Annotated in this window: 7 protein-coding genes and 1 tRNA gene; 2 read left to right on the top strand and 6 right to left on the bottom strand. The window is 48.2% G+C overall.

The features are described from left to right. From ACTIE6_RS05185 to ACTIE6_RS05160, 6 genes are all read right to left on the bottom strand, one after another. Positions 1–2,453: PQQ-dependent sugar dehydrogenase (locus tag ACTIE6_RS05185; RefSeq protein WP_439555613.1), on the bottom strand; the 2,453-nt coding region annotated here is incomplete at its 3' end. Between the two features lie 105 nt (positions 2,454–2,558). After that, positions 2,559–4,160, bottom strand: a complete 1,602-nt coding sequence (locus ACTIE6_RS05180; RefSeq protein WP_439555612.1) for a RagB/SusD family nutrient uptake outer membrane protein — start codon at positions 4,158–4,160, stop codon at positions 2,559–2,561. A gap of 42 nt (positions 4,161–4,202) precedes the next feature. Continuing rightward, positions 4,203–7,694, bottom strand: a complete 3,492-nt coding sequence (locus tag ACTIE6_RS05175; protein ID WP_439555611.1) for a SusC/RagA family TonB-linked outer membrane protein — start codon at positions 7,692–7,694, stop codon at positions 4,203–4,205. A 277-nt stretch (positions 7,695–7,971) separates the two neighbouring features. Then, the gene (locus tag ACTIE6_RS05170) at positions 7,972–8,922 is read right to left on the bottom strand and encodes a FecR family protein (RefSeq protein ID WP_439555610.1); all 951 of its coding nucleotides are present in this window, start codon (positions 8,920–8,922) and stop codon (positions 7,972–7,974) included. A 109-nt stretch (positions 8,923–9,031) separates the two neighbouring features. Beyond that, positions 9,032–9,589: an RNA polymerase sigma-70 factor gene (locus ACTIE6_RS05165; RefSeq protein WP_439555609.1), complete on the bottom strand. Its 558-nt coding sequence runs from the start codon at positions 9,587–9,589 to the stop codon at positions 9,032–9,034. 110 nt (positions 9,590–9,699) lie between these two features. After that, positions 9,700–10,722, bottom strand: a complete 1,023-nt coding sequence (locus tag ACTIE6_RS05160; protein WP_439555608.1) for an LLM class flavin-dependent oxidoreductase — start codon at positions 10,720–10,722, stop codon at positions 9,700–9,702. A 183-nt stretch (positions 10,723–10,905) separates the two neighbouring features. Here ACTIE6_RS05160 and ACTIE6_RS05155 point away from each other — a divergent pair. Both ACTIE6_RS05155 and ACTIE6_RS05150 read left to right on the top strand, forming a co-directional pair. Further along, positions 10,906–10,990 (top strand) — tRNA-Ser (locus ACTIE6_RS05155). Positions 10,991–11,151: 161 nt separating this feature from the next. Further along, on the top strand, positions 11,152–12,261 hold the full coding sequence (locus ACTIE6_RS05150; RefSeq protein ID WP_439555607.1) for a hypothetical protein: 1,110 nt from the start codon (positions 11,152–11,154) through the stop codon (positions 12,259–12,261). Positions 12,262–12,593: the final 332 nt, after the last annotated feature.

The following is a 12,593-nucleotide window of genomic DNA, read 5'->3' as shown; positions in this document are numbered from 1 at the left end:
CGGATTGCCTTGATGTGGGTAAGATCAACGGCATTGAAGCGGGTGTATTTACCATCAGTAATATTGGCGATGTATGAAATAAATCCAGTGTTCCGGGTGGCAATTACTACATTCACATTGCCTTCATGGTAATCTTCCAGCTGGATCAACGGGTTTTTAAGTACGATATGGCTGGCGGTTTTCAGCGATTCAATGCCATTGGCACCTTTATCTGCATACGAAGCCTGCAAAACATACGCGCCTTCATTTCCTTTCCCGATGTGCTCTGTAAGTTTCATGCTGTTTGTCAAAGGCGTTTTTTGAGTTGCCTGTCCCATCGATAGGATGTAGCTGGCTATTTCCTTCGCATTTGTTTCGGACAAATCTGCGTGCGGCGGCATCGGGTACGATCCCCAGTTACCACTTCCGCCGGTAATGATCTTGCGGCCGAGCAGCGCATCTGCACCTTCCTTGCCGGCATATCTTTTTGCTATCTCTTTCAATGCAGGTCCGATGGATTTCGTCTCGGGCGTGTGACAGGCTTTGCAATCCAGCGAAGCGTACAACCTGGCAGTACCTGCATAACGAAGATCCGTTTCACCATCGGAGGTCAGGGCACCGGCGAGGTCTTTTCCATAAGGCAGGTAGTTGAAACTTACTTTCACACGCTGCTGATCTATCTTCCCATCTTCCTTATCGCTCACTTTTACCTGGTAGTCAAATGCTGAATTATCCCAGTAAAAGCTGCGGTTTGCCTTTGTTGCTATGTCAACCACAGGAGGTGTATTCCCTACTTTCACCTGCGTGGTCGCTGTTCCTTTGCCACCATTCTGGTCTGACACGGTGAGTACCACATTGTAAGTTCCGGGCTTGCTGAATGTGTGCTTTAACTCTTTGCCGGCGGCAGTTTTGCCACCAATTTTCCAGGAATAGGAAAGCTTGTCACCGGCGTCAAAATCTTTTGAATCTTTGGCCGACAGTGCAACAGTAAGTGGAGCTGCTCCTATTGTCTTGTCGATTTTCAATGCAGCAACCGGATTGCGGTTCCCTTCCGAGTATTCCACCCGGATAATACCTGAATCTGTGTTTCGGGCAAACCAATTAGTACCATAAGCCAGCAGGTAAACGGCGCCATCCGGGGCGATCTGCATATCCATCGGCGCTACTACTTTCAGTTGCGGCAAAAAAGGCTCCATACTTACATAATTTCCGTCTTTGTCCATGGTAACAGCCAGGATCCACTTTCTGATCCAGTCGTAGATAAACAGCTTTCCACTGTAATACTCAGGCAATTTGTAAGGCGCATTGGGATAAAGATCGCTGTAATACACCGGTCCGGCCATGGCGCTCGCGCCGCCTCTTCCTACCTGCGGCCACTTTTTGGAAGGACCTTTTCCATACCAGATGAATGCAGGCTGTGCAGCCGGCAATTCTTTCACACCTGTGTTATTCGGCGAATCATTGATCGGGCGTTTCGGATCTTTTCCGGGACCTTCTTTTTTTGTTTCAAAATCGTAGTCCGGGAAAACTTCATTATCACCCAAAAAATAGGGATATCCGAAAAAGCCCGGCTTCCGCGCCTGGTTGATCTCGTCATAACTCAACTTGCCCTCACTCGCCGGCACTTCGGTGTCCGGGCCCACATCTCCCCAGTATACATATTTGGTTTTAGGGTCTACCGACATTCTGAATGGATTTCTTACACCCATTGCAAAAATTTCCGGCTTACCTAGTGAACCGTCTTTTGGGAATAAGTTACCATCAGGGATACTGTAAGTTCCGTCCGCCTCCGGCTTGATCCGCAATATCTTTCCCCGAAAATCATTGCTGTTGGCCGTCGATGCCTGATCGTCCGCCAGTTCTCTTCCCGGTCTTTCATCGATCGGGTTGTGTCCTTCTATTTCTTCTGCATTGGTATTATCTCCGATTGACAAATACAAAAATCCCGCAGAATCAAAAGTAAGATAACCCGCTGAATGACAGCAATACTGTCGCTGGGTAGGCACTTCGAGCAGCACCTTTTTAGACTCCTGGATCAGCTTACGGTCTTTGAGTTCAAAGCGCGCCAACTGGCTGACGTGCCTGTCCCCTGCGACTCCGTAATAAAAGTATATCCAGTTGTTATTTTTAAAATCCGGGTCTGCGGCTACCCCCAGCAAACCGTCTTCAATGCCGCTAAACACATTGAATTGGGAGATCGTCGAGAGTTCTTTGGTCTTGTTATCAAAGTAGCGGACGCCGCCTTTCCTTTCCGCCACAACAATGTCGTAATTCGGTAAAATGGCCATTTCCATCGGCTCGTCTAAGCCCGAAACGACGGTGGTGTAGGTAAACCGGCTCGAATCCGGCACAGTAACGGGAACGGATTGCCGGGGATCAATAGCCCTGAACAGCGGCTTTTCCTTTTTCGGAGCGGAGGCAATGCTCAACAGGCCAATAGACAGCAGCCCGCTTAAATACAAGATCTTTTTCACTTGAAACACATTAAGTATGTTACTGATCAGTCAGATACGTTGGACTAATTTACAAATGTAGAAAAACAGACTTGCCACATCTTTCATGTGGCAAGTCTGTCATCTTTAATAATTAGGATTTTGGGTGATAGATCCGCCTGATCTGTCTATCTCAATTTGCGGAACAGGGAAGACTTCGTTTTTCCCCGCAGTAAAATTATTCCCTTTTCCATTAGACGCAGGTTTTTGAGAGTAGGTTTTCATGGTTTCCACCAGCGTATTCCAGCGGATCAGGTCAAACAAACGGTGGTATTCCATAGCGAGCTCCACGCGGCGTTCGTGGCGGACTGCCTTGCGCAGATCGTCCGTTGCTTTCACATCCGGCAAAGCTTTCTCGGCAATGCTCGCAACCCTTGAAACCGCTTCCACATCTTTTCTCATACTGCCGGAAGCACGCTTGCGGACCTGGTTAATGTAATCTGCGGCTTCTGCTTTGCTGCCGCCGCTTTCGATTAATGCTTCTGCGTACATCAGCAGCACGTCGGCATAACGGATCGGATGGTAAGTCCACGCATCATTTCCCCAACCTTGTCCGCGCCTTACTTCGGGGAGATACACTTTCCGGTTGTGGTAACCTGTGTTGGGATAGGTAGAAAAATCCAGTACTTCTTTCGTTCCATTGACTTTCGGGAACACATCACCCGGCTGAATTACGGTGAAGAGTAAACGCGGGTCACCCGGCTCAAACTCATTGACGAGATCCTGCGTAGGCATATCAAAGCCCCAGCCGCCCGTCGCCCCGCGCGGCGAGCAATATACAGGAGTGGTACTGCCATTAATAGGAATAGCAGGATCGTCACCCATAATAATGGAAAACACTGCTTCTTTGGTCTTGTAACCATGTTCGAGGAAAATTTCCTGGAACTGCGGATGTAGCGCAAATGCCTTGGAGTCGATTACCTTCTTGGCGGCGTCACGCGCTTTCGCATATAATGCAACATCATCTTTGGCAAAAAACAGGTAAGTCCGTGCCAGCAATGCCAGTGCTGCTTCCCTTGTCGCTCTGCCGATCTCGCCAGGCTGGATGCTCGTAGCCGAGAGCATGGCAGGGTCACTGCTTACTGCGAGCAGTTCCGATTCGATAAATGCAAATATCTCTTTGCTTGTAGCCCGGTTCAGTTTCGTGCGGTCGTCCACAGTCAGCGTTTTTGTTACCAGCGGCACGCCACCGAAAACCTCGGCAAGCTCAAAGTAAAACATCGCTCTCAAAAAGCGGATTTCGTCCAGGTAGCGGTTTTTCAGATTCTCAGCCAGTGGGGCTCCGCTTGCATCGATCAGATCTGCTGCGGGCAACTTTTCAAGTGCCACATTGCAGTTACCTATCGCATTGTAACGTGCTGTCCAGTAACCTGTAAGTGTTTCGTTGGATGCTATCGCGCGGCCAAAGCCCAGGTCTGTTACGGATGGACGGTCACCTGCGTCGGAGCCGCCTTTGTCGCTGTCGTCCGTGGTCATATTTCCCAATTCTGCACGGGCAGCTTCATAACCCCAGAAATCGTAAAATCCGCGGTAGCAGGTGATCAGTGATTTAAAACCTGCATCGGGTGATTTGTAAAACGTTTCGTCGGTCAGGTTACCCGGAGGAGTACGGTCTAAAAACTCATCGGAGCAGGATGTGCCGGTCAGTACCAGGCAGCACACCAGCATCATGAATGATAATTTTTTCATATTTCTATTCCTGTTTAAGAATATATTCGAGAGTGGATCTATTTAAAATTTCGCATTAATACCAAACATCCAGGTGCGCGCCTGAGGGAAATATCCCTGGTCGATACCCATTAATTTAGGGTCTGTCGATCCCATTTCAGGATCAAGTCCGCTGTATTTGGTAATGGTAAAAAGGTTTTGAGCGCCTACGTACAGTCTCACCTGCTTGGTTTTGACTTTTTGTAAAAGACCGGCCGGAAGGCTGTAACCCAGCTGTATGTTTTTCATCCGCATGTAAGATCCGTCTTCCACGAAATACGAGGATACGTTTGTATTCAGACCTGCATTCTGCGAGATCTTGTAGTACTCGTTTGTACTGCCCGGACCGTTCCACGCTTTTTCAAGAAAACCTTTCGGCGCATTGTACCAGCCTGTTCCGGCTTCGGTATCGTAACGCAGAATGTTCATAACGTCATTTCCCTGGGAGCCCTGGATGAATGCGCTCAGGTCGAATCCTTTGTAAGCTGCATTCAGTGTAAAACCGTAGATGAAATCCGGCCAGGGGTTCCCGATTTTGGTGCGGTCGTCTGCATTCAGGATATTGTCACCATTGATGTTGCGGAAACGGATATCGCCCGGAGAAGAAAGCCCTTTTTGCGGACTTGCATTCACCTCGTCCTGCGTCTGGAAAATCCCGTCGGTCAGCCAGCCCAAGTAATAACCCACGGGCATTCCCTCTTCTGTTTTGCTGATCGTTTCGCCGAGGTGGGCTGTGGAATAGATCGGCTCACCGCCGCCAAGCGTGGTTACTTTGTTGGTAAAGGTTGAGAAAGTTGCCTTAATGCCGTATTGGAAATCACCAACCGCATTGTCGTAACCAATTGCAAATTCCCAGCCTTTGTTCACCATTTTACCTGCATTGGACCAGGGTGAATTGGGGTATCCCAGTGTAGTTGGCAATGGGACAATGAGCAGCATGTTGTCGATTGCCTTATTGAAGTAATCGGCAGTGAAGTTGATTTTACCGTCCAGGAACGCAAGATCCAAACCTAAGTCAGTTTGCGTGGAAGTTTCCCATTGCAGCATAGCATTCCCGATGCTGCTCCGGCCTGCACCCAGGTAAGCCGTGGTATTATTGCCAAAAAGATAGCGGCCATTATTTCCATAAGTCGAAAGATAGGCGCCGTTAGAAACATTCTGATTTCCTATCATACCATAGCTCGCCCGCAGCTTTCCGCTCGTCAGCCATTTCGGAGCGGCGTCTTTGATGAAGCTTTCCTGCGTAAAATTCCAGGCGGCGGAAACGGAAGGGAATGTACCCCAGCGGTAATCTTTCGCAAAGCGCGAAGTCCCGTCGCGGCGCACATTGGCTGTAAGAACGTAGCGGCCTCCATAGGAATAGCTCACCCTTCCAAAAAATGAATTCAGCGAATTGGAGTAAGTATAACCTGAGGCGGCCGGGTTGATGGTAGCGGAGTTGATGATCCGCATATCAGGATCATTATTAACCACACCTTGCTTGGAAGCACCGTATTCAAGTCCTTTTGTTTGCTCCGCCGAGGTACCTACCAGCGCATTCACGCGGTGCTGGCCCCACACCTGATCAAAAGCAAGCGTATTTTCCCAAACAAAGTAATTGGACCAATACGAATAATTGCTCACCGTATTGAAGTTGCTATAATCATATCCATTGAGATAGTACTGCGGTGTAAATCCGTTCGACAATGCACGGTTGATATCCAGACCGAAATTACTTCTGAATTTAAGCGGCTCGATAATCTTCACTTCCAGATTGGCACCGCCCTTCAAGCTGATCCCCTCCCAGATACTCTGGCGCATTCTTTCGATCTGACCAACGGGGTTAGGTTTGTTTGAATAGAGTACACCTGCATATTTTGAAAATGCATTGCTCGCATCATAATTCTGCATGATCGTCTGGTAAAAAGAAGGGATATTGGTGAGGTTATCCCTGTAAACAGGCGTGATCGGATCGGCAGTCATCGCGCTGAAAATGGTACCCGAGAATGGATTGTTCTCATCGATATTCTGGCGGCTTTCGTATACGACAGCTATGTTGCTTCCCAGGCGCACACGGTCATTAATATCTGCATTTACATTATTTCGCCACGAAATCCGGCGATAGTCAGACCCGCGCACGATCCCTTTCTGATCCATATAACCTACTGATGAAGCAAAATCCACTTTCCTGCTTCCACCCGATACCGTGATGTTGTAGCTCTGCACCGGCGCGTTTTTTTGCGTGATGTACTTCCACCAGTCGGTACCTTCCGCGCCCGTATTGGCGCGCACAAATGCCAGCGCCTCTTCCTTCATGGAAGGGGAAATCGGCGGAGTGACGCCTACTGCCTCGGCAGCGCGGTTTTTGTATGTGATAAATTCCTCTGCATTCAGCATGTGAGGACGTTTCCAGGGCGATTGCAGTCCGTAATAGCTGTCAAATGAAACATTCACAGATTCAGATTTGGTACCTCTTTTGGTGGTGATAATGACCAGCCCGTTTGAAGCACGTGACCCGTAAATAGCAGCCGCCGAAGCATCCTTGTGAATGTCCATTGTCTCGATATCATTGGGATTGAGCCAGCCGATTCCGCTTTGCGGAAGACCATCAACGATGTACAAAGGCTCATTTGAATTATTGATCGAACCGATGCCGCGGATGCGCACTACGCCGGCAGATCCCGGGCTACCGCTGCTCTGCGTGACCATTACCCCGGCCGCTTTCCCCTGCAATGCATCAGATGCGGTGCGAAGCGGCATATTCTGGATTTCACTTCCACCAACGGAGGAAACCGCGCCCGTAACATCTTTCTTGGAAACAGAACCGTAACCTACCACAACAACTTCTGAAAGCGCCTTTGAATCAGCTGACAGCTTCATGTCAATTACCGACCTGCCATCCACCGGAAGTTCCGCAGAGAGGTAACCGATAAAGGAGAAAACGAGCGTCGCGTCCTCAGGTACATTGGATAACGTATAGTGACCTGTGTTATCGGTGGTAGTTCCGTTGCTTGTATTTTTGATAATGATACTTGCTCCCGGCAGCGGCTCTCCGGTAACTGCATCCGCAACAACGCCCGAAACGGTCAATGCAGCCTGATTAGCCGCGGTACCGCCTGCGGAAGCCAGCGATTTGGAATGCTGAATACCCGATGTATTCTGGTCTTTTTGTGACTTCTGCCCTTCCCTGTCTTCGATTTCTTCTTTGGTGTAGATCACATAAAAGTTGTCTCTCAGTTTCCGGAATGCCAGTTTGTTGGGTTCCAGGATTCTTTTGAGGTAAGATTCAAGGGACGAAGCTTTTCCTGAATCCTTGATTTTGATCCCGGCCACGTATCCGGAATTGTACAGAAAGGATACATTGAATTGCTTTTCGAGGTCCCGCAACTTACTTTCGAGCGTGACGGCTTGCTCCGGGTTATTTGTTGGAGCAGTGACTTTGTCCGCCCGCGAGAGTGCGATGGACTGCGCGGTTGCCTGTGCCAGGAAGCAACTGCAGAGCGCAAAAAGTTTGAGTGTAATAATTAATCGTTTCATAGGCAAAGGCTGCAAAAGGGTTTGTTTGAGTAAGAAAATGATTGGATCACAAGCATTTAATTCTGCATTGTGATTGTATAGTAACATTTCCTTCGCCTTACCGCCATTTCAAATTAAAATTTTACAAAATGGAAGTGCTCTAACCTGCCCGTACAATTCAACTTGCCTTTAAATCAACAGTTTATATTTTAAAATACAAATAAATTAATTATTAATAATCTATTTTATTAATTGTGAATACATAGATTTTGCAAATGAGCTGTGTATCTGTTTTTACTTATTTTCTTTTCCGATCTGTGATTGTTAGCTCCTTCCCATGCTGAGCGATCATTACGCCAGATGCTTCTGCAATACCCTGGATCAGTATCTCAATGTTGTCTGTGGGCACAGAACCTGTGATTTTGCGCGTCAGTAACCCGGGGGTTTCTGCGTTTATTTTGAAGTCGTAAGTATCTTCCAATATCTGAGACACTTCTTCAAGGGTAGTATTATTGAAAATCAGCTTGTGCTCTTTCCATGCTGAATACTGGTAGGCTTGTACATTCTCGCGTACATAATCGGAAGGGTTACCGGTAAACTTTACCATTTCCCCGGGCTTCATAATGAGCGTCTCGTTTTCAGCATCGTTCAGATTGCATTGTACCTTACCCTGGGCGAGGACAACGCGGGTGCCGCTTTTTCTGTTGGCCACTGTAAACTGCGTCCCGAGCACATCGAGGCTGAAATCCTTTGCAGTACGGACGCGGAATTTACGGTTGTCCTGCGTGTGGATTACTTTGAAATAAGCCTCCCCTTTCAGGTTAATTTCGCGAAGCTGCTCATTTCCCCAGTTGGAAAGATAGGTGATTTCCGAGTTGCCGTTCAGCGTCACTTCCGAACCGTCGGGGAGCATTACTTTCCGCACTTCGCCATAACCGGTTTGTTCCCGGACCATTTCAGCCCGGCTCAGATAGAAGTATATGCCGGCGCCAGCCAGCACAACCAGCAGAATAGAAGCCGCAATCCGCAGCATGCCAGCATAGATTGTTCTTCTTTCTGGTTGGATCAGCGATGTACTTTCCTGCTCCAACGCATGCTCAATTCTCTCGAATATGCTTGCTTCCAAAGCGGGTAAGGCGCGTTTGGACAGGCGCTCGGTAAAATCTGGCCGGTTTTCATAACTCAGGTACCATTCTTCCAGCTCCGCGCGCTCTTCAACGGAAGCAGCCCCTGCCCTCTCCCTTTCCAATAAATATTGTAACCGCTCCCTGTCCATTGATGATCAAACTTCTTTAATAGTTACTAGTAACATTCAGGCCTGACTTCCGTCATTTAGTGCGTTCTTTTTTTCTGATACCTTATCTAAAACCACGCTCCGCAAGCAAAATTAGCAACAATGTAAAATCTTTCAGATTGGCCCGGATAATCCGGATCGCCTTGCCCATCTGCTTTTCCACGGTATCGACAGGAATGTTCAGCTGAGCTGAGATTTCTTTGTAGCTCAGGTTTTCACGACGGCTGAGCTGATATACTTTTCTGATCTTCTCGGGCAGATTCTCAATACTTTTCGCCAAAGCCCCGGCCAGCTCTTCATAGTACAGGCTGTCTTCAATGTAGTTTTGTTCAACTTCATGCGTATGGGCCAGGTGATCCAGATACGCATTCCGGATTTTTCTCGAACGGATCAGGTTGTAAATACGGTAGCGGAGTGCACCAAAAAGATAGGCTTCCAGGGAAACGGTGATGATCAGCGTTTCCCTTTTTTCCCAAATGTCAACGAAAATTTCCTGGATTATTTCCTCGCACTCTTCCCTCAGCAGCAGCCGTTTGTAAGCGGAATCGAACAACCGCCGCCAGTACTTCCGGTATAGTTCGGCAAAAGCATTCCTGTCGCTCTGCCGTAGACGGTAAAGCAACTCTTCTTCTTCTTGCCGGTGAGGGTTCTCTGGATTAATGATGCTGGTAATTTACAGAATGCAATTACCAAAATTTTGCGAAATAACGACAATGTGGTTGAAGGAATGGATCAGGCGCTGAGCACACTTTCATGCTGCACACTTTTCAAAATCTCATAACTATGGATCCGCGCTTCGGGATCGTAGATGTGGCTGGTGACCATCAACTCGTCGAGCTGGGTATGTTTCTGAAAGTACGCCAGATCGCTGCCGATTTTTTTTCTGTCTCCGATGAATGTGTATTTCATCATTTCCCGCACGGCAGCTTCTTCGTATTCTCCCCAAAGTCCGTCCATACTATCGACAGGCGGCTGCAAAGGCCGGCGTTTACCCGTTATAATACCCGTGGCAAGCTGAAAGAAAGAAGTCGCAAGCCGCTCTGCTTCCTGGATAGTATCTCCGGCGATCACATTGACACAAGCGATGACATAAGGCTGCGCGAGGTATTTGGACGGCTTGAAATTGCGGCGGTAGAGTTCAATGGCGGTCATGAACTGCGTGGGCGCGAAGTGACTTGCAAATGCATAAGGCAATCCCAAATGCGCCGCCAGCCTTGCGCTATCCGTACTTGAACCTAAAATCCAGATCGGAATATCCAGCCCCTCGCCGGGAATGGCGCGCACTTTGGAGTTGCTGTTCTCTGCTGAAAAGTAGGTTTGCAATGCGATCACATCGTTCGGAAAATCCTGCGCCGATTCCATGTAATTGCGTCTCAGTGCGCGGGCAGTCACCTGGTCTGTTCCCGGAGCACGACCCAGTCCAAGGTCAATGCGATCAGGATACAGCGACGCGAGTGTACCGAACTGCTCGGCAACAACCAGCGGCGCGTGATTGGGTAACATAATGCCGCCACTGCCGACGCGGATCGTTTTTGTGCCCCCGGCAATGTAGCCGATCAGCACCGACGTAGCCGAACTCGCGACACTTGCCATATTGTGGTGCTCCGCGAGCCAGTACCTTTTATAGCCCAATTCCTCCACCCGCTGCGCCAGTCGCAGGCTATTTTTGAAAGTGGTTGCCGCATTATTCCCTTCTGTGATCGGCGCGAGGTCGAGAATGGAAAAGGGTATATCCTGAATAAGTTTGTCTGCCATGTCGATTACTAACTGTAAGATTGCTATCTATCAAAAACGTTTTAATGCATTCTGAGTTCCTTACTTGCAACTGACGTGAGCGGCGGCACGACGTATAACTTTCAAAAATTTTCACCCCAAATCTTGCGCGTAACAATTTTGTTCCTATTTTTGCACCACGTTTCGGATACGCCCAAACGATTTAGAGAGATGGCAGAGTGGTCGATTGCGACGGTCTTGAAAACCGTTGACTGTAACAGGTCCGGGGGTTCGAATCCCTCTCTCTCTGCCGAGAGTGCGAAACATGAAAAAAACCCCGTTTTAAGCGGGGTTTTTTCGTTTTTGGATTAAACCAAAATATGGAGCTTACTCTTCTCAGCACTTACAAGCTTGATGCATAGTTGCCAAATCCCCCATTTGCCACTATCTTGTTTTCCTGAAAAACACAAAATGGCCTACTACATCACCCTATTCTCTCCCGACACCTACCATACATTCACGCAAACTGAGCGGTCGATCTCTGGTTTTCGCGAAAATCAAAAAACGCAGGCAAATGCAATCAAAAAAGGTGATAAGCTGATTGCTTATGTAACCAAATTGTCCCGTTGGGCTGGCATTCTGGAAGTTACGGGGGAATATTTTATCGACAACGCGCCGGTTTACTCGGACGATGATGTGTATACCTTGCGGTTTCCGGTGAAGGAAATTGCCTGGCTCCCGCTCGATCAGGCGCTTCCTGTGGACGATGAGGAATGCTGGACCAGTCTTTCTTTTACCAGAAATCTACCCAGGAAAAGTACTGCGTGGACCAATATGGTGCGAGGCAATTTGCGCCGTTTCGAAGAGGAGGATGGAGCCTGGATTGAATCTTATTTGAAAAGACAATTATCAGCTCCCAAAATTTTCCCACTCAGCGAAAGCGACCATCGCAAGCTGGTCACATTGACCGTCAAAACGCAGGAAAGCAAGGAAGTGGAAGTATCGGTACCCGTGAAAGAAGAGCAGGAACCGGCCCCGACGTCCGAAAAAGATGATGTCCGCGAGTCGATCCGGGTGCAAGCAATGCTGTCGCGCCTTGGTGAGAGGATGAAGCTGAAAATTTGGCTTCCGAAAAGTGACAGGCAAAGAGTGCTGGCAGTTTGGAAACCGGAAACTGACTCACTCCTTACCACGCTGCCCCTGAACTATGACAACATTACGCTGAAAACCATTGAAAATATCGACGTACTCTGGATCAAAGGCCGGTCGATCGTCCGTGCTTTTGAAGTGGAACATACCACTTCCATCTATTCCGGCATCCTACGAATGGCCGATCTGATGGCCTTGCAACCCAATCTGGACATCAGCGCCCACATCGTAGCCCCAGCCGAGCGGCGCGAAAAGGTACTGCAAGAAATCTCCCGCCCCGTTTTCGCACTTTTAGAGAAAGGGCCTTTGAAAGAGTCTTGCACTTTTATTTCCTATGAGGCGGTTACGGAATTGTCGGCGGAAAAGAGGCTTGAATATATGAATGATAAGGTGCTGGATGAGTATCAGGAGCGGGCGGGGGATTTGGATTGATGCCCTAAGACTGAGCGATTTTAACCGACTCGAGTAATACTAGGTCATAATTTATATGATTGAATGGGGAAATTTATTGGTGAAGGTTTTCTTTGGCATTTTTAGGAAGTTTATATTGCCAAAGATGGAAAAGCCGAAAATCGAGATTGTTCGGTTATTTCTAAATTAAAAAAAGGCAGATTTAATTTCAATCAGGGAGTGACAAAATTTTGAATAACGAGAGACAGACCAGAAAGCAAATCATTGATATCCGCTTGAAACAAGCGGGCTGGAATGTCATGGATCGCTCGCAGGTTATCGAAGAGTTTTCCGTTCCTACGAATACCTGGAAT

The organism is Dyadobacter sp., assembly GCF_051859145.1.
Lineage (GTDB): Bacteria > Bacteroidota > Bacteroidia > Cytophagales > Spirosomataceae > Dyadobacter.
Note: the sequence above shows the minus strand (reverse complement) of the source record. Positions and strands in the feature narration are given on the sequence as shown.